21 protein-coding genes are annotated in these 24,408 nt (G+C 66.6%); 17 read left to right on the forward strand and 4 right to left on the reverse strand.

The window, feature by feature from the left end; all coding sequences use genetic code 11:
* Positions 1-192: 192 nt before the first annotated feature.
* The 6 genes from A9973_RS30100 to A9973_RS30125 all read left to right on the forward strand — a co-directional run bounded on the left by A9973_RS30100 (position 193) and on the right by A9973_RS30125 (position 5,033).
* Entirely contained in the window at positions 193-966 is a 774-nt protein-coding gene (locus tag A9973_RS30100) for an SDR family oxidoreductase (protein ID WP_183017220.1), read from the forward strand.
* A gap of 106 nt (positions 967-1,072) precedes the next feature.
* A complete protein-coding gene (locus A9973_RS30105) occupies positions 1,073-1,981 on the forward strand; it encodes a LysR family transcriptional regulator (RefSeq protein WP_183017221.1) in 909 nt (302 codons plus the stop codon).
* 211 nt (positions 1,982-2,192) lie between these two features.
* Complete coding sequence (locus A9973_RS30110; RefSeq protein ID WP_183017222.1) at positions 2,193-2,975, forward strand: transporter substrate-binding domain-containing protein; 783 nt, start codon at positions 2,193-2,195, stop codon at positions 2,973-2,975.
* A gap of 18 nt (positions 2,976-2,993) precedes the next feature.
* The gene (locus tag A9973_RS30115) at positions 2,994-3,662 is read left to right on the forward strand and encodes an amino acid ABC transporter permease (protein ID WP_183017223.1); all 669 of its coding nucleotides are present in this window, start codon (positions 2,994-2,996) and stop codon (positions 3,660-3,662) included.
* A complete protein-coding gene (locus A9973_RS30120; protein WP_183017224.1) occupies positions 3,659-4,315 on the forward strand; it encodes an amino acid ABC transporter permease in 657 nt (218 codons plus the stop codon). Before A9973_RS30115 ends, A9973_RS30120 begins: the two co-directional genes overlap by 4 nt.
* Complete coding sequence (locus A9973_RS30125) at positions 4,296-5,033, forward strand: amino acid ABC transporter ATP-binding protein (protein WP_183017225.1); 738 nt, start codon at positions 4,296-4,298, stop codon at positions 5,031-5,033. The genes A9973_RS30120 and A9973_RS30125 overlap by 20 nt, the downstream gene beginning before the upstream one ends.
* A 31-nt stretch (positions 5,034-5,064) precedes the next feature.
* On the opposite strand, the gene A9973_RS30130 is transcribed toward A9973_RS30125, so the two are convergent.
* Positions 5,065-6,204, reverse strand: coding sequence for a DSD1 family PLP-dependent enzyme (locus A9973_RS30130; protein WP_183017226.1), 1,140 nt, complete (start codon positions 6,202-6,204; stop codon positions 5,065-5,067).
* A 259-nt stretch (positions 6,205-6,463) separates the two neighbouring features.
* On the opposite strand from A9973_RS30130, the gene A9973_RS30135 reads away from it, so the two are divergent.
* From A9973_RS30135 to gluQRS, 4 genes are all read left to right on the forward strand, one after another.
* Positions 6,464-7,423, forward strand: a complete 960-nt coding sequence (locus tag A9973_RS30135; protein ID WP_183017227.1) for a TAXI family TRAP transporter solute-binding subunit — start codon at positions 6,464-6,466, stop codon at positions 7,421-7,423.
* Positions 7,424-7,652: 229 nt separating this feature from the next.
* Positions 7,653-9,677: a TRAP transporter permease gene (locus A9973_RS30140; protein ID WP_183017228.1), complete on the forward strand. Its 2,025-nt coding sequence runs from the start codon at positions 7,653-7,655 to the stop codon at positions 9,675-9,677.
* 241 nt (positions 9,678-9,918) lie between these two features.
* Positions 9,919-10,377, forward strand: a complete 459-nt coding sequence (locus tag A9973_RS30145; protein ID WP_169272817.1) for a DUF494 family protein — start codon at positions 9,919-9,921, stop codon at positions 10,375-10,377.
* A 46-nt stretch (positions 10,378-10,423) separates the two neighbouring features.
* A complete protein-coding gene (gene gluQRS, locus A9973_RS30150; RefSeq protein ID WP_183017229.1) occupies positions 10,424-11,302 on the forward strand; it encodes a tRNA glutamyl-Q(34) synthetase GluQRS in 879 nt (292 codons plus the stop codon).
* Between the two features lie 25 nt (positions 11,303-11,327).
* Here the strand turns inward: gluQRS and A9973_RS30155 are convergent, their stop codons facing one another.
* Positions 11,328-13,958: a GDYXXLXY domain-containing protein gene (locus A9973_RS30155; protein ID WP_183017230.1), complete on the reverse strand. Its 2,631-nt coding sequence runs from the start codon at positions 13,956-13,958 to the stop codon at positions 11,328-11,330.
* A gap of 62 nt (positions 13,959-14,020) precedes the next feature.
* Between A9973_RS30155 and A9973_RS30160 the strand changes: the two genes are divergently transcribed.
* The 5 genes from A9973_RS30160 to A9973_RS30180 all read left to right on the forward strand — a co-directional run bounded on the left by A9973_RS30160 (position 14,021) and on the right by A9973_RS30180 (position 20,359).
* Positions 14,021-16,669 (forward strand): DNA topoisomerase III, encoded by a 2,649-nt coding sequence (locus tag A9973_RS30160; RefSeq protein ID WP_183017231.1) that lies wholly within the window; start codon positions 14,021-14,023, stop codon positions 16,667-16,669.
* A gap of 178 nt (positions 16,670-16,847) precedes the next feature.
* A complete protein-coding gene (locus A9973_RS30165; protein WP_183017232.1) occupies positions 16,848-17,906 on the forward strand; it encodes an ABC transporter substrate-binding protein in 1,059 nt (352 codons plus the stop codon).
* Positions 17,906-18,676, forward strand: coding sequence for an ABC transporter ATP-binding protein (locus A9973_RS30170; protein ID WP_183017233.1), 771 nt, complete (start codon positions 17,906-17,908; stop codon positions 18,674-18,676). Before A9973_RS30165 ends, A9973_RS30170 begins: the two co-directional genes overlap by 1 nt.
* 13 nt (positions 18,677-18,689) lie before the next feature.
* Positions 18,690-19,544, forward strand: coding sequence for an ABC transporter permease (locus tag A9973_RS30175; RefSeq protein ID WP_183017234.1), 855 nt, complete (start codon positions 18,690-18,692; stop codon positions 19,542-19,544).
* Positions 19,545-19,579: 35 nt separating this feature from the next.
* Positions 19,580-20,359 carry an SDR family oxidoreductase gene (locus A9973_RS30180; protein ID WP_183017235.1) on the forward strand — a complete coding sequence of 260 codons (780 nt, stop codon included), beginning with the start codon at positions 19,580-19,582 and terminating at the stop codon, positions 20,357-20,359.
* Positions 20,360-20,393: 34 nt separating this feature from the next.
* On the opposite strand, the gene ilvB is transcribed toward A9973_RS30180, so the two are convergent.
* Positions 20,394-22,220, reverse strand: a complete 1,827-nt coding sequence (gene ilvB, locus A9973_RS30185) for a biosynthetic-type acetolactate synthase large subunit (RefSeq protein WP_183017245.1) — start codon at positions 22,218-22,220, stop codon at positions 20,394-20,396.
* Positions 22,221-22,313: 93 nt separating this feature from the next.
* Between ilvB and A9973_RS30190 the strand changes: the two genes are divergently transcribed.
* Positions 22,314-22,784: an Lrp/AsnC family transcriptional regulator gene (locus tag A9973_RS30190; RefSeq protein ID WP_105559432.1), complete on the forward strand. Its 471-nt coding sequence runs from the start codon at positions 22,314-22,316 to the stop codon at positions 22,782-22,784.
* 21 nt (positions 22,785-22,805) lie between these two features.
* On the opposite strand, the gene A9973_RS30195 is transcribed toward A9973_RS30190, so the two are convergent.
* A complete protein-coding gene (locus A9973_RS30195; RefSeq protein WP_183017236.1) occupies positions 22,806-23,726 on the reverse strand; it encodes a bestrophin family protein in 921 nt (306 codons plus the stop codon).
* Between the two features lie 104 nt (positions 23,727-23,830).
* On the opposite strand from A9973_RS30195, the gene A9973_RS30200 reads away from it, so the two are divergent.
* On the forward strand, positions 23,831-24,406 hold the full coding sequence (locus tag A9973_RS30200; RefSeq protein ID WP_183017237.1) for an SET domain-containing protein: 576 nt from the start codon (positions 23,831-23,833) through the stop codon (positions 24,404-24,406).
* The last annotated feature ends 2 nt before the right edge of the window (positions 24,407-24,408 follow it).

Consider the following 24,408-nt stretch of genomic DNA (forward strand, 5'->3'; position numbering starts at 1 on the left):
CCAGGATCAAGACTTCCGCTGCCCGTCGCACCGGCAGCCCCTGGTCGCAAAAGCCGTCCCCGTAAAAAGGGACGGCTTTTTTCATGGCGATTGGGAGGGTTTTCTGGATGATCCATCCAGCCCCGGGTGGTTTATCCCGGGGATGCGCTTGCCTAAGCTCGAAGCTCCATCGATTCATGAAGGGGTTTTTCCATGGCAGACCATTCCATCAAGGGCAAAGTCGTCTTGATCGCCGGCGGCGCCAAGAACCTGGGCGGGCTGATCGCGCGCGACCTGGCGCAGCAGGGCGCCCGCGCGGTGGCGATCCACTACAACAGCGCCGCGTCCAAAGCCGATGCGGATGCGACCGTTGCCGCGATCCAGGCGGCCGGCGCTAAAGCAGTCGCGCTGCAAGGCGATCTGACCACGGCCGCCGCCGTCGAGAAGCTGTTCACCGACGCCGTCGCCGCCGTGGGCCGACCCGACATCGCCATCAACACCGTCGGCAAAGTGTTGAAGAAGCCCTTCACCGAAATCAGCGAAGCCGAGTACGACGAGATGACGGCGGTGAACTCCAAGACCGCCTTCTTCTTCCTGCGCGAAGCAGGTCGCCATGTGAACGACAACGGCAAGGTCTGCACGCTGGTGACGTCGTTGCTGGGCGCGTTCACGCCGTTCTACGCCGCCTATGCGGGCACCAAGGCGCCGGTCGAACACTACACCCGCGCCGCGTCCAAGGAATTCGGCGCGCGCGGCATTTCGGTCACCGCCGTCGGCCCCGGCCCGATGGACACGCCGTTCTTCTACCCGGCCGAAGGCGCCGATGCGGTGGCGTATCACAAGACCGCCGCCGCGCTGTCGCCGTTCAGCAAGACGGGGCTGACGGATATCGAAGACGTGGTGCCCTTCATCCGCCATCTGGTCAGCGACGGCTGGTGGATCACCGGCCAGACGATCCTGATCAACGGCGGCTATACGACGAAGTAAGCGGCTACGGCCTGCGCAAGATTCCTTTTCGCGCTGACAGGCTAATCTCTCTCCTGCCGTTATCCACAGGGCGATCCGCCCGTGGACGGCAGGGGACGCCAGACGCATGGACCGATTCGACCAGTACCGCGTGTTCGCCCAGGTCGCCGACATGGGCAGCTTCATCAAGGCCGCCAATGCGCTGGAGGTGCCGCGCGCCTCGGTGTCGGCGGCCATCCAGCAATTGGAGACGCAGTTGGGCGTGCGCCTGCTGCATCGAACGACGCGGCAGGTGCGGCTGACGGCCGACGGTGAACAGTTGCTGGAGCGCGTCCGGCCGCTGCTGGCGGAAGTGGAAGACATCGATCAGCTGTTCCACGCCGGCCAGCGCCAGGTGTCGGGGCGGCTCAGCATCGATGCGCCCAGCCGCATTGCACGGCGGCTGATCGCGCCGGCGTTGCCCGGTCTGCTGCGCCGCCATCCCCGGCTTGAACTCGTGCTCAGTTCCACCGACCGCGCGATCGACCTGGTGCAGGAAGGGGTAGATTGCGCAGTGCGCATCGGCACGCTGGAAGACAGCAGCCTGGTCGTGCGGCCGCTGGGTCATATCGCGCTGATCAACTGCGCCAGCCCCGATTACCTGCGCGAACAGGGCGAACCGCGCCAGCCCGACGACCTGTCGGCGGGGCATTGGACCGTCGGCTACGCATCGCCGAAGACCGGCCGGGAACTGCCTTGGGAGTATCTGCCAGACGACGGCGCCGGCCAGTCGGCGCCCGTGCCCGCCCGCGTGGTCGTGAACAACGCCGAAAGCTACATCGCCTGCTGCCTTGCGGGGCTGGGCCTTATCCAGATTCCCCGCTTCGACGTGCAGCACCTGCTGGATGCCGGCAAACTGGTCGAGGTGATGCCGGGTTTCCGCCCGGGCCCCATGCCGGTGTCGCTGCTCTACCCCCACCGGCGCCAGCGATCGCGCCGCCTGGCCGTCTTCCATGACTGGTTTGCTGCCCTGATGCAGCCCCATCTGGAGGGCTGACCCCGCACCCGGCGGGCGGTCCAAACCGGTGCCGCGCATGCCCGCATCCGGCGCATCCGCCGCACCACACCAGGGCGCGTCATACGTCCCCCGTCGCCACCCGCGTAGCGGGCGCGAAATGGCACGGAACTTGCTTTTCCAGTTTTGTATACCGAATCGGTGTGCAACGCATTGACCCGTCCCGGGCGGTGCGCGCCCTGGAGAGTCCCTCATGAACCGCAGAACCCTGTTGTTGTCCCTTTGCACCGCCGCCAGCCTGCTGGCCGCGCCGCTGACGCACGCCGACACGCTGGACGATATCGTCCGTGCAGGCACGATCAAGATCGCCGTGCCGCAGGATTTCCCGCCGTTCGGTTCGGTGGGCGCCGACATGAAGCCCCTGGGCTACGACATCGACACCGCGCAGCTGATCGCCAAGCAGCTGGGCGTGAAGCTGGAACTGGTGCCGGTCACCAGCGCCAACCGCGTGCCCTACCTGCAGACGCGCAAGGTGGACCTGGTGATCTCCAGCCTGGGCAAGAACGCCGAACGCGAGAAGGCCATCGACTTCTCGGACGCCTACGCGCCGTTCTTCAACGGCGTGTTCGGCCCGGCCGACCTGAAGGTGTCGTCGGCGGCGGATCTGGCCGGCAAGACGATCGGCGTGACGCGCGGCGCGGTGGAAGACATCGAGCTGTCGAAGATCGCCCCCGAATCCGCCACGCTCAAGCGCTACGAAGACAACAACGGCACCATCACCGCCTTCCTGTCGGGTCAGGTGCCGCTGATCGCCACGGGCAACGTGGTCGCCGCCGCCATCCTGGCGCGCAACCCGGCCAAGAAGCCGGAAACGAAATTCCTGATCAAGAATTCGCCGTGCTACATCGGCCTGAACAAGGACGAGCCCAAGCTGCGCGCCAAGGTCAACGACATCCTGGCTGCTGCGAAGCGCGACGGTTCCCTGTCGGCGATTTCGCAGAAGTGGCTGGGCGCCGAGCTGCCCAAGGACCTGTAAGCCCCGACGGCGGCCAACATGGCTTATCAATACGATTTCGGCGCGGTCTTCGACTACACGCCGGTGCTGGTGAAGGGCATCGGCGTCACGGTCGAACTGATCGCCTTCGGCGCCGTGGCAGGCGTGGCGCTGGGCATCGCCTGCGCCTGGGTCCGCACGCAGGGCCCTGCCTGGCTGCGCGCGCCGGTGGCGGCGTATGTCGAGGTAATCCGCAACACGCCGTTCCTGATCCAGCTGTTCTTCGTGTTCTTCGGCCTGCCGTCGCTGGGGGTGCAATTGGGCGAAATGCAGGCCGCCTGCCTGGCGATGGCGCTGAACCTGGGCGCCTACAGCGCCGAGATCATCCGCGCCGGCATCGACGCCACGCCCAAGGGTCAGTACGAGGCCGGCGCCAGCCTGGCGATGACGCGCTTCCAGGTGTTCCGGCACGTGGTGCTGAAACCGGCGCTCAAGCGCATCTGGCCCGCGCTGTCGTCGCAGATCGTGATCGTGATGCTGGGATCGGCGGTGTGCTCGCAGATCGCCGCCGAAGACCTGACCTTTGCCGCCAACTTCATCCAGTCGCGCAATTTCCGCGCGTTCGAGGTGTATCTGGTGACCACCGGCATCTACCTGGCGTTGGCCCTCCTGCTGCGCCAGTTGCTGCGCCTGGCCGGACGGCGCCTGTTCCGCAAGGCGGCAAGATGATTGAATTCTCGACCTGGGACATCGTCCGCAACCTGCTGCTGGCCGCGCGCTGGACCATCGTGCTGTCGCTGGTGGCGTTCGTCGGCGGCGCGCTGATGGGCGTGCTGGCGCTGATGATGCGGACGTCGCGCGTGGCCGTGATGCGGCGCGCCAGCTGGGCCTATATCGAACTGTTCCAGGGCACGCCGCTGCTGATGCAGCTGTTCCTGGCGTTCTTCGGCTTGTCGCTGCTGGGCGTGGAAGTGCCGCCCTGGCTGGCCGCGGGTGCGGCGCTGACCTTGTGGTCGGGCGCGTTCCTGGCCGAGATCTGGCGCGGCTGCGTGGAGGCCATCCCCAAAGGCCAATGGGAGGCGTCGGCCAGCCTGGCGCTGGGCTACGTGCAGCAGATGCGCCATGTGGTGCTGCCGCAGGCGTTGCGCATCGCGATCGCGCCCACCGTGGGCTTCGCGGTGCAGATCGTCAAGAGCACCGCGCTGACTTCCATCATCGGATTCACGGAGCTGTCCAAGGCCAGCACCGTCATCACCAACGCCACCTTCAGCCCCTTCACCGTCTATGCCTGCGCCGCGCTGATCTACTTCGCGCTGTGCTGGCCCCTGTCGCGCCTCAGCCTCCGGCTGGAAAGGAAGTTGCATGCCCCTCATCGCCCTTGAAGACGTCCGCAAAAAATTCGGCGACAACGAAGTCCTGAAAGGGGTGACGCTGCGCGTCGAACCCGGCGAGGTCATCGCCATCATCGGCAAAAGCGGCTCGGGCAAGAGCACGCTGCTGCGCTGCGTGAACGGGCTGGAGCAGATCGACGGCGGCGCCATCATGGTGGCCGACGCCCAGCTGGGCGACGACGAATTACGGCTGCGCGCGCTGCGGCTGAAGGTGGGCATGATCTTCCAGCAGTTCAACCTGTTCCCGCACCTGACGGTGGGGCGCAACGTGATGCTGTCGCCCATGGTGGCCAAGCGCATGCCGGAAGCGCAGGCGGCCGACCTGGCGCGCGCCATGCTGACCCGCGTGGGGCTGGCGCACAAGTTCGACGCGTGGCCGGAAGAACTGTCGGGCGGCCAGCAGCAGCGCGTGGCGATCGCCCGCGCGCTGGCCATGCAGCCGCTGGCGCTGCTGTGCGACGAAATCACGTCCGCACTGGACCCGGAGCTGGTCAACGAAGTGCTGGCGGTGGTGCGCGAACTGGCGGCCGACGGCATGACCTTGTTGATGGTCACGCACGAAATGCGCTTTGCGCGCGAAGTGTGCGACCGCGTCGTGTTCATGCATCAAGGCCGCGTGCACGAGATCGGGCCGCCCGAGGAATTGTTCTCGGCGCCCGCCACCCCCGAACTGCGGCAATTCCTGGGGATGACGAACCTGGCGGCTTGAATCGCAGACCGGCACGGGCGACACGCGGCGGTCAGCGCGAGAAGCCGCGCGCCGCGATCTCCCAGATGTCTTCGACCACGCCGTCGCGCACCACCACCAGCCCGTCGTGCAGGTTGAAGGTGGGGTCCACGTGCGAAGGCACCAGGCGCAACACCTCGCCCAATGCGGGCGCCTGCGCCCCCGGCGCCACGCGCACCACGCCGTGCTCGTCGTTGATGGCCGCATACGTCAGGCCGTCTTCCTGGAAGACCGCGGGCGGGCCGCATTCGGCGGTGGTGGATTTCAACCCTGCGTCCAGGATCACGCGGTCCGGTGCGGGCACGCTCATCACGGTGGACAGCACGAAGAGGCTGTTCTGGAACGTCAACGGGCCGCCCCATTCGTTGGCGCCGTAGTCGCCGTCCATGAAGGCGTAGGACCCCGCCTGCAGCTCGGTGAAGACGCCGCTTGCCGCATCGAATTCCGCGCTGCCCGTGCCGCCGCCCGTGATGACGTCGCACGCGATGCCGCTTTCGCGCAGCAGCTGCGCATAGGACGCCACGATGCGCGCCACCTGCCGGCAGACCTGCGCCCGTTCCTCGCGCGTGCGGAAATGCTGCACCGAGCCGTGATAAGCCTGCAGCCCCGCGAAATTCACACCGGGCAGGTCGCGCGCCTGTTGCGCCAGCGCCAGCACCAGCGCGTCGTCCGACACGCCGCAACGCCCCTGGCCCACGTCCACCTCGACCAGCACGTCGATCTCGGCCCCGGCCTGCGCCATGGCCTGCGAGATTTGCGTCAGGCTTTTCGGGTTGTCGACGCAGACGCTCATTTTGGCGGTGCGCGCCAGTTGCGCCAGCATGGCCAGTTTTGCAGGCCCCACGACTTCATTGCTGATGTGGATGTCGCGGATGCCGGCCGCCACGAAGGGCAGGGCCTCGCTGACTTTCTGGCAGCAGATGCCGCGCGCACCCAGCGCCAGCTGGCGCAACGCGATTTCCGGGCATTTGTGCGCCTTGGCATGCGGGCGCAGCGCCACGTCATGGCGGTCGGCCCAGGCCTGCATGGCGCGCAGGTTGGCCTCGAACGGCGCCAGGTCCAGCACCAGGCTGGGCGTGTCGACGCGCGCCAGAGGATCGCCCGGTTGCGCGGGTGGAGGCAGCGCTATGCCGCGTATGACTTCCTGGGACATCGGGTGACTCCATCAGCATTCATGAAAACCGCACGCCATAACCAAAGCGGGACCATCCATAACCAAAGGGACTGCTTACCCCCAGGTAAACGATAGCGCCGTAACCATTGGCTACCCGTGCCCTACATGACAGAATTTCATCATAGAAATGGCCCCCAGGGGGAGGCCCGTTTCTGCCTTGGCGACTGCCCGCGGCAGGAACGACCCGACGCAAGACGTCACGTTGATAAACCCGTCACAAAGTCCCGGAGAAGCTCGCATGAAACTCAAGCACTGGATTACCGCCCTGACCGTTGCGGTCGCCGCGGTCGGCACCGTGGGTTCCGCACAGGCCCAGCAGTTCTTCCGCATCGGCACGGGCGGCACCGCCGGCACGTACTACCCGATCGGCGGCATCATCGGCAACGCGGTCTCTCAGCCCGGCAAGCTCATCGCTACTGCGGTGGCCTCCAACGGCTCGGTCGCCAATATCAACGGCATCATCGGCGGCTCGTTCGAAGCGGGTTTCACGCAATCCGACGTGGCCTACTGGGCCTATAGCGGCACCGGCACGTTCGAAGGCAAGCCCAAGGCCCAAGACTTGCGCCTGATCGCCACCCTGTATCCGGAAAGCATCCACCTGGTGACGCGCAAGGGCGCGGGCATCAAGAGCGTGGCCGACCTGAAGGGCAAGCGCGTGTCCATGGACGAGCCGGGCTCCGGCACGCTGGTCGACGTGCGCCTGATCCTGGGCGCCTACGGCATGACCGACAAGGACATCAAGGCCGAATACCTGAAACCCAACCAGGCGGGCGACAAGCTCAAGGACGGCGGCCTGGACGCGTTCTTCTTCGTAGGCGGAGCGCCGGCCGGCGCCATCGCCGAACTGGCGTCCACGGGCAACATCGAACTGGTGCCGCTGGTGGGCCCCGAGATCGACGCGCTGCGCGCCAAGCAAGAGTTCTTCACGCCCGACGTGATCACGGCCAACACCTACCAGAACCTGCCGGAAGTGAAGACCATTTCGGTCAACGCGCAGATGGTCACGTCGGCCAAGATCCCCGACCAGACGGTCTATGACGTCACCAAGGCGCTGTACAGCGACGCCACGCGCAAGACGCTGGATGCGGGCCACGCCAAGGGCAAGCTCATCACCCGCGACAACGCCATCAAGGGCGCGGGCATCCCGTTCCATCCGGGCGCCGAGAAGTTCTACAAGGAAATCGGCTTGCTGAAGTAGGCCTGAAGTAGGCCCCCCCTCGCGCCTTCGGCGCCTCCCCCAGGGGCGCCGCTGCGGACCGGCAAAGCCGGCTCCGCGCGGCCCGGATTGGTGGCGGCGGTGTTGTGCGAAGGGGTGGTTCTTGGCTGCAAGGGCCGGAAATGCATCTACCTGCGGCGTGTTTGCGCCGCGCTTGAGTAGGGCCGCCATGAGCGGCCCTGCTTGCTGAATCATCCTGAGAAATACCGCGATGGAAATCGATCACGAGAAAACCCAGAAGCTGGCGGAAAAGTACGACTCCGAAATCCGCTTCCGGCCGCTGGACAAGACGGCGACCTGGATCGTGTCGGGCCTGCTTGTCACGCTGTCGCTGTTTCATTACTACACGGCCGGCTTCGGCCTGCTGCGCGAAGCCACGCACCGCGGCGTGCACCTGGCGTTCGTGCTGAGCCTGATCTTCCTGGTGTTCGGCTTTTCCAAGACGCATTACCAGCGCGAACCCAAATCCACCTGGCTGTCGCCGGGCGGCATTCCGCTGTACGACTGGGTCATCGCCATCGCGCTGGCCTTGTCGGTGCTGTACATCCCCTACATTTTCGAAGACCTGGCGTTCCGCGTCGGCAACCCGATGCCGATGGACGTCTTCATGGGGTCGATCCTCCTGATCGGCCTGCTGGAAGCCACGCGCCGCGCCATGGGCTGGCCGCTGCCCATCATCGCGCTCGTCTTCATGGCTTACGCGATGTTCGGGCCCTACTTTCCGGGCCTGCTCAAGCACGCGGGCAACACCTGGCCGCAGATCGTCAACCACATGTACCTGACCAGCCAGGGCGTGTACGGCGTGGCGGTGGGCGTGGTGGCCACCTATGTCTTCCACTTCGTGCTGTTCGGCGTGCTGGCCACCCGCATCGGGCTGGGCCAGCTGTTCCTGGACGTGGCGTCCACCGTGGCCGGCCGCTATGCCGGCGGCCCGGCCAAAGTGTCCGTGTTCGGCTCGGCCATGTTCGGCATGCTGTCGGGCTCGTCGGTCGCCAACGCGGTGACCGTGGGGTCGCTGACGATTCCCGCCATGATCCGGGTCGGCTATCCGCGGCACTTCGCCGCCGGCGTGGAAGCGGCCAGCAGCACGGGCGGGCAGATCACGCCGCCCATCATGGGCGCGGCCGCCTTCCTGATGATCGAGTTCCTGGGCATCCCGTATCAGCAGATCGCCATCGCCGGCATTTTCCCGGCCTTCCTGTACTTCTTCGGCATGTTCATGCAGGTGCACTTCGAGGCCAAGCGCGAAGGCCTGCGCGGCCTGACGGCCGAAGAAATGCCCAAGCTCAAGCAGTCGTTCAAGATGCGCTGGCCGACGCTGATCCCGCTGTTCCTGCTGGTCGGCGTGCTGGCCAGCGGCCGCACGCCGTATCTGGCGGCGTTCGCGGGCATCACGGGCTGCATCCTGGTGGGCCTGCTGAACCCGTACCAGCGCCTGCGCTGGCGCGACCTGTATGAAGCCTTCGAGACCGGCGCCAAGTACGCGCTGGCGGTGGGCGCGGCGGCCGGCGCGGTGGGCATCGTGATCGGGGTGGTGACTTTGACCGGCGTGGGCTTCAAGATCTCGTACATCGTGATCTCGGCCTCGCAAGTGATGGCCAGCGGCGCGACCATGTTCATTCCCGACGCCATCGCCAATATGCAGACGCTGACGCTGCTGGCCGCGCTGATCATGACCGGCATCGTCTGCATCCTGATGGGCTGCGGCGTGCCGACCACCGCGAACTACCTGATCATGGTGGCCGTGGCCGCGCCCACGTTGGTGCAACTGGGCGTGCAGCCGATCGCGGCGCACTTCTTCGTGTTCTATTTCGGCATCCTGGCCGATATCACGCCACCGGTGGCGCTGGCCGCCTATGCGGCGGCGGGCATGGCGGGCAGCGACCCCTTCAAGACCGGGAACACGGCGTTCAGGCTGGGCATCACCAAACTGATCGTGCCCTTCGTGTTCGTGTTCTCGCCGTCGCTGCTGATCTCGGTGCAGGGCTTCACCTGGTACGACTTCTTCGTGACCCTGTTCGGCTGCATGGTGGGGCTGGTGCTGCTGTCGGCGGCGTTCTCGCGCTACATGCTGGTGGGCATGAAAAGCTGGGAACGCTGGGTGTGCACCGTCGGCGCGCTGCTGACGATCGTCCCCGGCCTGATAAGCGGGCTGATCGGGCTGGCCATCTGCGTCCCCGTCTTCATGCGGCAGCTGGCGGCGCTGAAACTGGAGAACGCCGTCAAGCCGGCCTGACCCGGACGGCTTGAAAATAAAAAGGGGCGGACGGAAGTCTGCCCCTTTTTATTTCGCCCAATCCCGCATTTTGACAGCAAATACCGGCAGAATAGGGGCCTGGATCCACAGGGTGACGACATACAACATTCCGCCTTTTCGCCGGTTGCCCGGCTAAATAAATCAGCGTAAAGTAAAATTCATGTTTGCTGGTCTGCCGATCTGCGGGCCGACTGTGCAAACAGGCACAAAACTGCGCCATATGTTCGATATCCTGGTTTATCTGTTCGAGAATTACTACACGCCGCAAGCCTGTCCTGCGGCCGATGTGCTCGCTAAGCGGCTTGCCGCCGCCGGTTTCGAGCACGAAGACATCGACGACGCGCTCGGCTGGCTGTACGGTTTGGCCGAGACAACGGAACGATGCGTCGACCTCGCTCAGGCTCCCAACTCGGGAACCCGGATCTACACCGACAACGAATACAGCCAGCTCGGCACCGAATCCATCGGCTTCATCGCCTTCCTGGAATCGGCCGGCGTATTGCCGGCGCCGTTGCGCGAAATCGTCATCGACCGGGGCCTGGCTTCGCCGGAAACGCCCGTGCCGCTGTCCAAGATCAAGATCATTGCCCTCATGGTTCTCTGGAGCCAGGAAGCCGAGATCGACAACCTGGTCCTGGAAGAGCTGCTGGACGAAGAAGGCGTGCGGTTGCTGCATTGATGACCCTGCGCCCCGGCTCCATGCTTTGGGGCCGCTTGCCGTTGCTGTGACCTACGTAGGCCGATTCGCCCCCAGCCCCAGCGGCCCGCTGCATGCGGGCTCGCTTGTGGCTGCGCTGGCCAGTTGGCTGGACGCGCGCGCCCACGGCGGACGCTGGCTGTTGCGCATGGAAGACGTGGACACGCCCCGCACCGTCGCGGGCGCCGCGGACGCCATCATGGCGCAACTGGACGCACTGGGCCTGCACTGGGACGGCGGCGTCATGTGGCAATCCCGGCGCAACGCCGCGTATCAAGCCGCTTTCGACACGCTGGCCGCACGCGGCCTGATCTATGGCTGCGGCTGCACCCGGCGCGAAATCGCCGACTCCGCATTGCGCGGCCAGACCGTGCTCGGCGCGGACGGCGAACGCCCGTATCCCGGCACGTGCCGCCACGGCTTGCCGGAAGGCCGCCAGGCGCGCGCCTGGCGTCTGCGCGTGCCCGATGGGGTCGAACACTTCGAAGACCGGTGGCTGGGGCCGCAAGCGCAAGACGTGGCGCAGGCGGTGGGCGACTTCGCCTTGCGACGGGCGGACGGGCTATGGGCCTATCAACTTGCCGTGGTGGTGGACGATGCCGAACAGGGCGTGACGGATGTGGTGCGCGGGGCCGACCTGCTGAGCTCCACGGCACGCCAGCGCGTGCTGGGCCGCTTGCTGGGCCTGCCCCCCGTGCGCTATCTGCATGTGCCGCTGATCCTGGACGCCGCCAGCGGCCTGAAACTGTCCAAGCAGAACGGTGCCCCCGCCATCGACACCAAAGCGCCCCTGGAGGCGCTACAGGGCGCCTGGCGCGCCTTGGGCTTTGCGCCGCTGGCCGCGGACACCGACCGCGGGCTATTCCTGCGTGAAGCCACCGCGCACTGGGCGCGGCGCTTCCCCTGACTCTGACCCGGATCCGGCCTCGCCGCTATAGCGGTTGCAGGTCCGCCCCCAGCATCCGCACCAGCAAGGCCTCGCCGTTGTCGCCCACGCGCAGCTCGCCATAGCGGGCGACTTCGAAGCGCTTGGCTTCGCCTTCCTGGAAGAACCAGGCATTGGTCACGATGCGTACCCCGCGATCGCGCACCCGGTAGCGCAACGGCACCTCGCCGTCGGTGTGCGGATGCACCTCGGGCTGAATGCGCAACGGCGTCGCCACGCCGCGCGCGTCGGTCTGAAGCATCACATAGCCGTCGGGCTCGAAGCCCGGCAAGGGTTCGTCGTCGACAGGGCGCTCGCCGCCCAGCCGCAGGCGCGTGATGTCGCGGCTGGCCGCGAAGTCCAGCGCCATGTAGTCGCCCTGCATCAGCGACCGCGGATCCACCGGCGCCAGTTCCAGGATGACGACCTTGCCCGAGGCCAGCAGCGCTTCACGCTGCCAGATGCCGCCGTTGGCCACCACCAGCACCAGCGCCAGCCCGCCCAGGATGGCCAGCGTGCGCCAGCGCAAGGGCGCAGACACCGGCGGCAGCGGCGCGCGGCGGTTGGGGGACTGCGTGCGCATCAGCCGCGGCACCAGCCACACCATTGCGCGCAGGACGAACAGCAGCAACGCGCCGCCGCCCAGCCACAGCGCCTTTTGCAGCAGCGGCACATCCAGTTGGTAGTAGTACACGCCCAGGTACGCCAGCAGGCTGATCACGCCGAAGACGACCAGGCGCAGCTGGTTCAGCCCGAAACCCAGCAGCAGCCAGGCCAGGGCAAAACCCACGCCCGGGCTGGGCAACCAGAAGCCAGCCAGGATCAGCAGCGCGATCGGCACGCCCCAGGTGACGCCGGCAGTCAGCACGTGGCGGCGGGGCCACAGCACCGCCATCGCGGCCGCCGCGGGCAGCAACGCGCCGGCCGTGACGAACAGGGCGCCCTGCGGATTGAGTTGCCACATGGCGGGCAGATGCAGGATGGAGATGCCGCCCGCCAGCCACACCATGCCCTGCACCGACAGCAGGAACGCCCAGGCCAGCGGCTGCAGCGCATGGTCCCGCTTGGCGCCCCCGCGATGGCCCAGGGTCAGGATCACGGCGGTGGCCCAAGCGCCGATCACGGCGATGGGCAGCCACACGACGCTGGACAAGGCCGGATCAAAATCCAGCCACGCCTCCACCAGGTCGTCGCGCATCAGTTGGGGCGACAGGCCGCGCCAGATCAGGCTGGCACCGGCCCCCGCGATCAGCAGGCCGGACAGGAACCGCAGGATCACATCGGGACCCAGCACGTAGATGGCCGTGGCCATCAGCAGCACGAACACGCAGGCGCTGGTGAACGAGGTGGAGTCGGACAGGCCGTAAATGATCAGCAATTGACCGGCGAAAGCCATGGCCGTGCCGCATTGCCGCCAGAAGGGGCCTGCGTCGCTACGCAGCACCGCCACACCGGCACCGCACAGGACCAGTCCGGCCACCAGCGCGCCTTCCTCGGACGTGACGATGCCCGAGAACGCGACGAACACCAGCAGCAGCAGGGTGGCCAGCCAGGCGCTCAGGCCCAGCAGGCACTGCACGTACCAGGGCGGTTCGGCGTGCGGCGCGGCGGCCGGCGCCAACTGTGCCACGGGCGCGCCCGACTCGGCCGGCTCCACGGCGTTGCCGGCTGATGCCGAGGCCGGCTCGGCGTCGGCGGCGGCAGCCTCCGCAGCCCGGGGTTCGGCCGCCAGCTTGCGCAGCCAGCGCGCGGCCAGCACGGCTTCGGCCATGAGCAAGGCCGCCAGCGGCAGCGCGGCCCAGACGCCGGGCTCCAGGCGCAACAGCCATTCGCCCACGAAGCGCAGCGACACGCAGATGACGCCCGCCGCCAGCATGGCCAGGATGACCAGGTCGCGGCGGACCCGCTGATAATAAAAGCCCAGGCCCGCCGTCACGGCGAGCCATGCGATGCCGCTGACCCCCTGTTCGCGGCCGAAAAAGAAGCCGACGAACATCAGGGACATGACCAGCGCGGTGATGACCAGCGCCGCCAGGACGCGCGGGCCGATCAGCGTGCTGGCGCGCCAGCGGTGCGCCGCCAGCTCCCAGCCGAGCAGCAGCGCGAGGTTCAGCCCCGCCATGACGAGGGTGACGGCGTCCGATCCGCCAAACACCGACAGCCATGAGAACATCCGTTCGCCCAGCCAGAGCGCGGCCGCCACGTTCAGCACCAGGATCCACAGCAGCCACACCGCCTGGCTGGCCGCGGCCAGTGCCCAGGGCAGCAGCAACAGCGCCCACCAGGCGAACAATTCCCAGGTATCCGCGCCAGTCTGGTAAGTTTGGCCTAATAACGCGAGCAGGGCGCCCAGCAGGATGCCGGCCAACGCCAGGAGCGCGCCAGGAATGCTGCGCCGCACCCCGGGAGTGCCCCGAAGTCGCAATCCGGCCCAGGCGGCGGCCAGGGCGGAAACGGCCAGCAGGCCCTGCGTGCCGGCGAAGCGCTGCACTTTTGTCATGTCCTGCCAGTTGGCGGCGACCCAGCAAATCGCGGCGCTGCCCAGCAGCAAAACGCCTAGCCAAAGGGTGCTTCGCGCCAGGAATTGGCGCCAAGCGTGCAGTTCGGATCCCGCTTGCCTTTCAGTGCCGACTTGCATCTGGCGAATCTCCGATCTTATTATCCGCGCTACTAAGGCGGGACTACCGCCACTGGATACACATGAATAAAACGCTGATTATTGCCGAGAAGCCCTCGGTGGCCCTTGATATATCACGCGCCTTGGGAGGCTTTGCGCGCGAGGGCGACTATTTTGAAAGCGAACGTTACGTACTGGCTTCCAGCATCGGCCACTTGCTGAGCTTGGTCGCGCCCAACGATCCGGTCAAGGGAAAGTGGAGCTTCGCGCACCTGCCCGTGATTCCGCCGGAATTCGAGTTGGGCCCCACCGACAAGAAATCCGCCGAACGCCTGAAGCTGCTGGTCCGCCTGGCCAAGCGCAAGGACGTGGATTCGATCATCAATGCCTGTGACGCGGGACGAGAAGGCGAACTGATCTTCCGCTACATCATTCAGTATGCGGGCGTGAAAAAGCCGATCCAGCGCCTGTGGCTGCAATCCATGACGCAGGCCGCCATCCGCGACGCCTTCGCCAACCTGCGCGAAGACATCCAGCTGAAACCGCTGGAAGCGGCCGCGCGCTCGCGCGCCGAAGCCGACTGGCTGGTCGGGATCAACGGCACGCGCGCCATGACCGCCTTCAACAGCAAGGACGGCGGCTTCTTCAAGACGCCGGTCGGCCGGGTGCAAACGCCCACGCTGGCCATCGTGGCCGAGCGCGAAGAGCGCATCCGCCGCTTCGTGCCGCGCGACTACTGGGAAGTGCGCGCCACCTTCATCGCGGCCGCCGGCCTGTACGAAGGCCGCTGGATCGACCCGCAATTCAAGAAAGACGACCGCGACCCGGAAAAGCGCGAATCGCGCCTGTGGTCGGCCGCTGCCGCGCAAAGCGTGGTGGCCGCCTGCCGCGACCAGCCGGGCAACGTCACCGAAGAATCCAAGCCGTCGACCCAGATGTCGCCGGCGCTGTACGACCTGACCTCGCTGCAGCGCGAGGCCAACGGCCGGTTCGGCTTTTCGGCCAAGACCACGCTGTCGCTCGCCCAGACCCTGTACGAACGCCACAAGGCGCTGACCTACCCGCGTACCGATTCGCGCTATCTGCCCGAGGACTACATCGCCACGGTGCAGGAAACGATGCGCGCGCTGGCCAAGGGCGGCTCGAACGCCGTCGGCGGCCTGTCCCGCCACGCGGACACGGTCGTCAGCCAGCAGTGGGTGAAGCCGAACCGCCGCATCTTCGACAACAAGAAGGTGTCGGACCACTTTGCCATCATCCCCACGCTGCAGATCCCGCACGACCTGAGCGAAGCCGAGGCCAAGCTGTACGACCTGGTGCTCAAGCGCTTTTTGGCCGTGTTCTTCCCGGCCGCGGAATACCGCGTCACTACCCGCCTGACCGAAGTGCAGGGGCACCGCTTCCGCACCGACGGCAAGGTGCTGGTCACCCCGGGCTGGCTGGCCGTCTACGGCAAGGAAGCCCAGGGCGAAGACGCCAACCTGGTCCCGGTAGCCGATGGCGAGACCGTGCGCACCGAGGACGTCGAAGCCGTGGGCCTGTCGACCAAGCCGCCGGCCCGATTCAACGAAGGCACCTTGCTGTCCGCCATGGAAGGCGCCGGCAAGCTGGTGGACGACGAAGAGCTGCGCGAAGCCATGTCCGAACGCGGCCTGGGCACGCCGGCCACGCGCGCCGCCATCATCGAAGGCCTGCTGAACGAGGTCTACCTGCGCCGCGAAGGCCGCGACCTGGTGCCCACCGCCAAGGCGCGCCAGCTGATGACGCTGCTGTCCGGCCTGGACGTCACCGAACTGACCTCGCCCGAACTGACGGGCGAGTGGGAACACAAGCTCAAACAGATCGAGCAGGGCGGCCTGGGCCGCGAGGCCTTCATGCGCGAAATCGCGCAGATGACGCAAGTCATCGTCAAGCGCGCCAAGGAATACGAGCGCGATACGGTCCCGGGCGACTACGCCACGCTGCAGACGCCGTGCCCCAAGTGCGGCGCCGTGGTGAAGGAGAACTACCGCCGCTTCGCCTGCACGGCTTGCGATTTTTCTATCGGCAAGCACCCGGGCGGCCGCACGTTCGAACTGCCGGAAGTCGAAGAACTGCTGGCCAAGCGCGAAATCGGTCCGCTGCAAGGCTTCATCAGCAAGATGGGCCGGCCGTTTGCCGCCATCCTGCGCATCAGCGATGAATACAAGCTGGAATTCGACTTCGGCCAGAACGACGAAGACGACGCCGAAGCCGTGGACTTCTCCGGCCACACGCCGGTGGGTCCGTGCCCGAAGTGCCAGTCGCGCGTGTTCGAACACGGCATGAGCTACGTCTGCGAAAAGTCCGTCGGTCCCGAAAAGACTTGCGACTTCCGCTCTGGCAAGGTCATCCTGCAGCAGGAGATCTCGGCCCAGCAGATGGGCAAGCTCTTGACCGACGGCCGCACCGACCTCTTGGACGGCTTTGTGTCCAGCCGCACCAACCGCAAGTTCAAGGCGTTCCTGGTGCGCCAGCCCGACGGCAAGGTCGGCTTCGAGTTCGAGCCGCGTCCTGAAAAGCCGGGCCGCGCGCCGGGCAAGACGGCGGCAAAGACGGCCACTAAAACCGCCACGAAGACCGCTGCGAAGAAGGCGCCGGCCAAGAAGGCCGCGGTGAAGAAGACTGCCACTAAGACTGCCACGAAGACGGCGACCAAAACCGCCGCCAAGAAAGCGGTGAAGAAGGCCGCCCCGAAGAAAACGGCATCCTAGGATGGGTGAAGCGCAAGCAGGTGCCCGCAAGAACGCAGGCGCCTGTCGCGCGTAACCCATCAACCACACAGAAGCAGACCAACGCCCGGGCAACCGGGCGTTTTCCATTGTTGGGCGGCAGACGCTGGGGTATTGTTGACGCCAAACAGCTGCAACCCAACCAACGCCCGAGGAAGACATGACCCACCGCCCCGATTTCACTACCCGCCGCCGCGTGCTGGCCGCTGCCGGGGCGCTGGCCGGCGTCAGCCTGCTCAACGGGCGCGTGGCGTTCGCGCAGCCCAAGCTGGGCCGCGTCGTCTACGGGCAGGGCAGCATCGACCCCTTTTTCGCGGCCGGTTACGTGGCGCTGAAGAAGGGCTATTTCGGTGAAGGCGGCCTGGACGTCGAATACCTGAATTCGCAAAGCGGCCCGCGCACCAACCAGCTGCTGGCGGCCGGCCAGATCGTGTTCGGCGCCACGGCGGCCACCGCCGCCCCCGCGCTGACCATCGCCGGCAAGCCCGCGACGCTCGTGTTCGGCTTTGACCGCAAGCTCACCTATGCCAACGTCATCGTCCGCCGCGAAGACTTCGACAGCGGCAAGATCAAGTCGCTGAAGGACCTGGCCGGCAAGCGCGTGGGCGCCACCCAGCCCCAGTCCAGCACCTGGCTGATGGCGCTTTACCTGATGCAGAAGGCCGGCGTGGCCGACAAGGTCGACATCCGCCCGCTGGGCGACCTGGCCACGATGCTGGGCGCGCTGAAGACCGGCTCGGTGTCGGCCAGCATGGCCACCATGTCCATGATGGAACAGGCCCGCCAGGAAGGCTGGGGCGTGCCCATTTTCGACGCCACGACAGAGGCCTCGTGGAATGAATTCATGGGCGGCGACGTGCCCGGCATCGCGGCACTGACGCTGGAAGACACCATCCAGAAGCGCCCCGAAGTGGTGCAGGCCTTCGTGACCGCCATGGTCAAGGCGCAGGACTTCATCACCGCCACCAGCGCCGCCGGCATCGCCGACGTCATCTACGACGACTACCTCAACGCCTTCCCGCGCGCGGCTATCGAGAAGACGCTGGGCGTCTACAAAGACACCGTGTTCCTGAAAGACAACATCATCACCGAAGACGCGTACAACCGCATGACGGCCATCATGGGCGACGGCCGCCAGTTCTCGAACGACGAGATCAAGACCGTGCCTTACGCCAAATGCGTGAACATGGGATTCGTGCGGAAAGCGCGGGGCCTCTGATGATCACGCTGGACAAAGTCGGCAAGGCCTACCAGTCGCGCCAGGGCACGACGCATGCGGTGGGCGAAGTCAGCCTGACGGTCGAAGCGGGCGAATTCGTGTCCATCGTCGGCCCCTCCGGCTGCGGCAAGAGCACGCTCTTGAACATGATCGCCGGATTCTTGCGCCCCACCACCGGCGCCATCCGCGTGAACGGGCAGGTGGTGGACGGCCAAGTGCCACCCGCGCTGGGCTACATCTTCCAGAAAGACACCTTGCTGCCCTGGTTCAGCGTCAGGAAGAACGTGGCCCTGGGTTTGAAGTTCCAGGGCGTGGCCGCCGACAAGATCGAACGCCGCGTGGCGGAACTGCTGGAGCTGGGCCACCTGGGCGCCTTCGCCGACGCCTTCCCGCACCAGCTGTCGGGCGGCATGCGCCGGCGCGTGGCGCTCTTGATGAGCCTGGCCGTCGAACCGCGCATCCTGCTGCTGGACGAGCCTTTCGGCGCGCTGGACACGCACACCAAGACCCATCTGCACCGCGAGCTGATGGAGATCTGGCGCAAGCTTGGCCAGACCATCGTCATGGTCACGCACGACCTGGACGAAGCCATCCTGTTGTCGGAGCGCGTGGTGGTGCTGTCCGGCCCGCCCAGCCGCGTGCTGCTGGACGAGCGCATCCGCATCCCGCATCCGCGCGACGTCTTCACGCTGCGCGAAACCCCGCAGTTCGTCGCCCACGTGCAAAGCCTCTGGAGCGTGCTGGGCCAGCAGTTCCGCGCCGCCGCCTGAATCCCCCTGCGTCATGATCCCGACTGAAACCTCCGATTCCCTGCAGGACCAGCTGCGGCTGGACCGCCGCGCCGCCATCGCCCGCCGCGTGCGCATCACCTTGTGGCAAGTGCTGATCCTGGCCGTCATCCTGGGCGCGTGGGAGACGCTGACGCGCATTCCCTGGTTCACCCAGAACACGCTGTTCGACCCCTTCTTCATCAGCCAGCCGTCGCGCGTGGCGGTGCGGCTATGGGAATGGATGCAACCCGGGCCGCGCTCGGTCTGGCCGCACTTGTGGCTGACGCTGCAGGCCACGATGGTGGGGCTGGTGGTGGGCGTGGGCAGCGGCTTCATCGTCGGCATGACGCTCAGCCGCAGCCGCTTCCTGGCCGACGTCTTCAACCCCTTCATCGTGGCGTTCAACTCGATGCCGCGCATCGCGTTCGTGCCGCTCATCACCATGTTCTTCGGCCTGGGGCTGGCGTCCAAGGTGGTCACGTCCTGGTTCGTGGTGTTCTTCCTGGTGTTCTTCAACACCTACAAGGGCGGCCGCAGCGTCGAACGCGAACTGGTGGACTTCTGCCGCACGCTGGGCGGTTCGCCGCGCCAGATCCTGTGGCGGGTGCGGATCCCGACGGCGGCGGCGTGGACGTTCGCCGCCTTGCCCAATGCCATCAGCTTTGCGCTGATCGGCGTGGTGCTGGCCGAATTCGTCGGGTCCACCACCGGCATGGGCTACCTGATGATCACCGCGCTGGCCACGCTGAACGCCACCGACATGTTCGCGGCCGTGACGCTGCTGTCCATCGTCGGCATCGCGCTGGTTTATTGTGTGACCTGGCTGGAACGGCGCCTGCTGCACTGGGCGCCCGAGTTCAGGGAATAACGGTCCCCGACGCGCAGGACCGACGGAGAATTGACTTGAAGACACTACCTTATCTGCGCAATTTCGACCTGACCGGACAGGTCGCGCTGGTGACCGGATCCGCGCGCGGGCTGGGCTTCTGCATTGCGCGGGCGCTGGCGGGCTGTGGCGCGCGCGTGCTGATCAACGGGCGCAACGCCGCGGCCGTGGACGCCTCGGTGGCTGACCTGACGGCCACCGGCCTGGACGCGCATCCCTTGGCGTTCGATGTCAGCGACGACGCCGACATGGCGCGCGCGTTCCAGCGCATCGACGACGAGCACGGGCGCCTGGACGTGCTGGTGAACAACGTGGGCGCGCGTAACCGCAAGACCTTGCGGGACACCACGCCGGCCGAAATCCGCGAGCTGATCGACACGGACCTGGTCGCCGGGATGCTCTTGGCCAAGTTCTCGGCCGAGCGCATGGTGCGCCAGGGCGGCGGACGGCTGATCGCCATCACGTCGGTGGTGGGCGAGCTGGCGCGCGCGGGTGATGCCGTGTATCCGGCGGCCAAGCAGGGCCTGACGGGCATGGTGCGGGCCCTGGCCACGGAATTCGGCGGCCACCACATCACCAGCAACGCCATCGCCCCCGGCACGTTCGCCACCGAAACCAATGCGGAAATGGTGGCGGACCCCAAGGTCGGTCCGCGCATCGCGGCGCGCAATCCGACAGGGCGCTGGGGCGAACCGGAAGAAATCGCCGGCGCGGCGGTATTCCTGGCGTCCCCGGCCGCCTCCTATGTGAACGGCCACGTGCTGGTCGTGGACGGCGGGCTGTCGATTCAGTTCTGAAGGGTAAGGGCCCCCACGCCGCACGGTGGCCGGATCAGGTCGTCTCGTCCTGGTACCAGACGCCTTCGGCCAGCATCATCTTCTGGTGGCCGTGGCCGGCGGGCATCATCGGGAAGCAGTTTTCCTGCGCCGACACCGCCACGTCCAGGAAGTAGGGGCCGTCGTGCGCCAGGCATTCGGCCAGCGCGGCCTCCAGCTTGGCGGGGTCGTCCACCCGCGCCGCGCCCCAGCCGAACGCCCGCGCCAGCGCCACGAAATCGGGCAGGGACGCGTTGTAGCTGTGGCTGTAGCGGCCGCCGTGGATCAGCTCCTGCCACTGGCGCACCATGCCCATGTAGCCGTTGTTGCACAGCACGACCTTCACGGGCGTCTGGTGCTGCATGGCCGTGGACAGTTCCTGGATGTTCATCAGCACCGACGCGTCGCCGCTGACGCAGACCACCGTCTTGTCCGGATGCGCGACCTGCGCGCCGATGGCGGCCGGCACGCCATACCCCATGGTGCCGGCCCCGCCCGAGGTCAGCCAGCGGTTCGGCTTGTCGAAGCGCAGGTACTGCGCCGCCCACATCTGGTGCTGGCCCACGTCGGTGGAGACGATGGCGTCGCGGCCGGACAACGCCGCGTTCAGGCTCGCCATCAGATGCTGCGGCAGGATCGCGTCGGCAGCGGGCGTGAAACCCAGGCAATCCTGGCTGCGCCACGTGTCGATGCGCTTGAACCACGGCGCCAGGCGCGCCGCGTCCATCGGTTCGTCGCCCAGCTCGGCGCGCAGCGCCCGCACCAGCGGCAGGCAGTCGCCCACCAGCGCCACGTCCACCCGCACCACCTTGTTGATTGACGCCGGGTCGATGTCGATATGGATCTTGCGCGCATGCGGGCAGAATTCCGAGATCTTGCCGGTGATGCGGTCGTCGAAGCGGGCGCCGATGCAGACCACCAGGTCGGCGTTGTGCATGGCCAGGTTGGCCTCGACCGTGCCGTGCATGCCCAGCATGCCCACGAACTGCGGGCTGGACGCCGGGAAGGCGCCCAGGCCCATCAGGGTCAGCGTGCAGGGCGCCCCCGTATGGCGGACCAGGTCGGCAAACGCTTCGCAGGCTTCCGGGCCGGCGTTCACCAGCCCGCCGCCGCCGTAGAAGATGGGGCGCTTGGCCGCTGCGATCAGCGCGGCCGCGCGGCGTACCGCCGATTGCGGCAACTTGGGCGCCAGCTTGCCCGATTGGCGGCGCGCGCGCAGGGCGGCCAGCTTTTGCTGCGAGGGCAGGCCGGACACGTCGTCGTCCGCATCGCGCGGCACCGCCAACTGCACGTCCTTGGGAAAGTCCACCAGCACGGGGCCGGGACGGCCCTGGCGGGTCAGCTCGAACGCCCGGGACACCACGTTGGCCACGTCGTCCACGGCGCGGATCTGCGTATTCCACTTGGTCACGGAGCGCGAGATGCCGATGGCGTCGCATTCCTGGAACGCATCGGTGCCGATGGCGGCGGTGGCCACCTGGCCGCTGACGCACAGCACCGGGATTGAATCGCACATGGCGTCCAACAAGCCGGACGTGGTGTTGGCCATGCCGGGGCCGGATGTCACGAACACCACGCCGGTCCGGCCGGTGCTGCGGGCATAGCCTTCCGCGGCGTGCACGGCGGCCTGTTCGTGGCGCACCAGCACATGGCGCAGGCGCGGCTCGGCATACAGCGCGTCGTACAACGGCAGGACCGCCCCCCCGGGGTAGCCGAACACGGTGTCCACACCGTGCGCAATCAGCGTATCGAGCAGAATCTTCGCACCGTTCGAAACGGCGGGTTCAGTGGCGGCAAGCGCGGCGGCGGCGGTGGGGTGCAGGCGATCGTTCATGCTATCTATCTTATTCGGAGCCTGGAAGAATTTTTATCTTCTTTTCCACGATTCCCGGCCGGACAGAGTAAATTTATCTTCGATTTGGAGGAATCAAAGAAAATGAACCTGGACAAGTTTGATCTGGCCATTCTGAAGGTGCTGCAAGAGAATGCGCGCGCCAGCCTGAACGACATCGGCGCGGCGGTGGGCCTGTCGTCCACCCCGTGCTGGAACCGCATCAAGCGCATGGAAAGCGCCGGGGTGATCCGCGGCTACACCGTGGACATCGATCCGGCCAGCCTGGGCTTCATGGACACGGTGATCGTGCACGTCACGCTGGAGAGTCACAGCGAGGAAACGCTGTACGAGTTCGGCCGCGCGCTGGCGGCCATCCCCGAAGTGCTGGAGGCCTTTCTGGTGTCGGGCGACTACGACTACTACATCCGCATCGCCGTGCGCGACACCCGCGACTACGAACGCCTGCTGCGCGAACAGCTCTACCGCATCCCCGGCATCCGCCACAGCAAATCCTGCTTCGTGCTGCGCCGCCTGAAGGAAACCATGCTGCCGCTGATGGGGCCGGCGGGTTGATCCGGCCGGGTTGAACCGGCCTTAGCGCAGCACGTAGCCCACCGGTTCGGCCGCCTCGGGCAATGGGCGCACGCCCAGGCCTTCCAGCAGATCGATCTCGATCACGCGGGCCAGCGCCGACAGCGGCAGGTCGTTTTCTTCCAGGCCGAAGGGGTCTTCCAGCTCGTCGCCCAGCGCGTCCAGCCCGAAGAAGGTGTAGGCGATGATGATGACCGCCACCGGGGTCAGGTATTCCAGCGTGCCCACCAGGCCGAACGGCAGCAACAGGCAGAACAGCCACGCCGTACGGTGCAGCAGCAGGGAATAGGCGAACGGGCAGGGCGTGAACTTGATGCGTTCGCAGGCAGCCTGGATGGCGGCGCATTGCGCCACGCGCTGGGTCAGGCCTTGATACAGGATGTCGGTGAGTTCGCCGCGCCGCAGACAGGACGCCAGATCGCGGTTGATCGCCATGAGCAGGGCGTCCGGCACATTGCGGCAACCGGCCAGCGTATCCAGCTCGTCTTGCTGCACCCAGGGGCGCACCGCCTCCACCATGTCCTGGCCGCGCAAGCGCGCCGCCAGGCCGTACCCGAAACCGATGCAGCGCCGCACCAGCCGTTCCTGCACCGGGTTGGCCGTGCTGGCCGCCAGCAGTACCGCGCTTTCGCGCGCCAGGCTGCGCGCCTGCACGATCAGGTCGCCCCACTGCTTGCGGGCCTCCCACCAGCGGTCATAGCAGACGTTGTTGCGAAAGCCCATGAAGACCGACAGCGCCAGGCCGAAAAGCGAGAACGGCACCGCGGTCAGGTGCGCGGGCGAAAACAGCTGGCGGTGGTACATCCACACCACCACGCAGGCCAGCAGCGTAATGACCAGGATCCGGCTGAAAATGCGCGGGATGATGGAGCCGCGCAAGATAAAGAACAAGGCCAGCGCAGAGGGACGCGGACGGACGATCATGATGAATATCAAGTAAGGACAAGGCGCGCTCACTATACGCCTGTCGTCCTGTCAAAGACGCGCCGATATAATTCTGTTTCGTCTCACCGCCTACCCCCCCCTCCATGACCACCGAAGACACCCCGATCAAGCCCTGGCATGTCGTCCGCCGCTCCAAGCTGCACGGCAACGGCGTCTTCGCCGCCCGCAAGATTCCCGCGGGCACGCGCATCATCGAATACGGCGGCGCGCGCATCAGCGCCAAGGAAGCCGACCGCCGCCACCCGACCAACCCGGACGACCCCTTCCACACCTTCTTCTTCGCGCTCAGCTCCGGCCGCGTGATCGACGGCGGCGACGAAGGCAACGACGCCCGCTGGATCAACCACTCCTGCGAACCCAACTGCGAGGCGCAGGAAGGCAAGCACGGCAAGCGCGTCTACATCGTCGCCCTGCGCGACCTGCCGCGCGGCACCGAACTGTCGTACGACTACGGCCTGGTCCTGGACGGCCGCATCACCAAGGCGCTGAAGGAAGGCTACCGCTGCCTGTGCGGCACCCCCCCGTGCCGCGGCACGATGCTGGCGCTGCCGAAAAAGAAGAAGAAAAAAGCAGAGACATCCGCACCGGCAGAAGTCATGGAAGCGGCCCAAACAGCCGAATCGGCAACCGCGGCAAAAACACCCGCCACGGCAAAGTAAGC

This window comes from Achromobacter sp. UMC46, assembly GCF_014170335.1.
Classification (GTDB): Bacteria; Pseudomonadota; Gammaproteobacteria; order Burkholderiales; family Burkholderiaceae_B; genus Achromobacter.

Excerpts from the sequence above, each read along its gene's own strand:
- A9973_RS30100 (WP_183017220.1), top strand. The coding sequence starts at position 193 with ATGGCAGACCATTCCATCAAGGGCAAAGTCGTCTTGATCGCCGGCGGC.
- A9973_RS30105 (WP_183017221.1), top strand. The coding sequence starts at position 1,073 with ATGGACCGATTCGACCAGTACCGCGTGTTCGCCCAGGTCGCCGACATG.
- A9973_RS30110 (WP_183017222.1), top strand. The coding sequence starts at position 2,193 with ATGAACCGCAGAACCCTGTTGTTGTCCCTTTGCACCGCCGCCAGCCTG.
- A9973_RS30115 (WP_183017223.1), top strand. The coding sequence starts at position 2,994 with ATGGCTTATCAATACGATTTCGGCGCGGTCTTCGACTACACGCCGGTG.
- A9973_RS30120 (WP_183017224.1), top strand. The coding sequence starts at position 3,659 with ATGATTGAATTCTCGACCTGGGACATCGTCCGCAACCTGCTGCTGGCC.
- A9973_RS30125 (WP_183017225.1), top strand. The coding sequence starts at position 4,296 with ATGCCCCTCATCGCCCTTGAAGACGTCCGCAAAAAATTCGGCGACAAC.
- A9973_RS30130 (WP_183017226.1), bottom strand. The coding sequence starts at position 6,204 with ATGTCCCAGGAAGTCATACGCGGCATAGCGCTGCCTCCACCCGCGCAA.
- A9973_RS30135 (WP_183017227.1), top strand. The coding sequence starts at position 6,464 with ATGAAACTCAAGCACTGGATTACCGCCCTGACCGTTGCGGTCGCCGCG.
- A9973_RS30140 (WP_183017228.1), top strand. The coding sequence starts at position 7,653 with ATGGAAATCGATCACGAGAAAACCCAGAAGCTGGCGGAAAAGTACGAC.
- A9973_RS30145 (WP_169272817.1), top strand. The coding sequence starts at position 9,919 with ATGTTCGATATCCTGGTTTATCTGTTCGAGAATTACTACACGCCGCAA.
- A9973_RS30155 (WP_183017230.1), bottom strand. The coding sequence starts at position 13,958 with ATGCAAGTCGGCACTGAAAGGCAAGCGGGATCCGAACTGCACGCTTGG.
- A9973_RS30160 (WP_183017231.1), top strand. The coding sequence starts at position 14,021 with ATGAATAAAACGCTGATTATTGCCGAGAAGCCCTCGGTGGCCCTTGAT.
- A9973_RS30165 (WP_183017232.1), top strand. The coding sequence starts at position 16,848 with ATGACCCACCGCCCCGATTTCACTACCCGCCGCCGCGTGCTGGCCGCT.
- A9973_RS30170 (WP_183017233.1), top strand. The coding sequence starts at position 17,906 with ATGATCACGCTGGACAAAGTCGGCAAGGCCTACCAGTCGCGCCAGGGC.
- A9973_RS30175 (WP_183017234.1), top strand. The coding sequence starts at position 18,690 with ATGATCCCGACTGAAACCTCCGATTCCCTGCAGGACCAGCTGCGGCTG.
- A9973_RS30190 (WP_105559432.1), top strand. The coding sequence starts at position 22,314 with ATGAACCTGGACAAGTTTGATCTGGCCATTCTGAAGGTGCTGCAAGAG.
- A9973_RS30195 (WP_183017236.1), bottom strand. The coding sequence starts at position 23,726 with ATGATCGTCCGTCCGCGTCCCTCTGCGCTGGCCTTGTTCTTTATCTTG.
- A9973_RS30200 (WP_183017237.1), top strand. The coding sequence starts at position 23,831 with ATGACCACCGAAGACACCCCGATCAAGCCCTGGCATGTCGTCCGCCGC.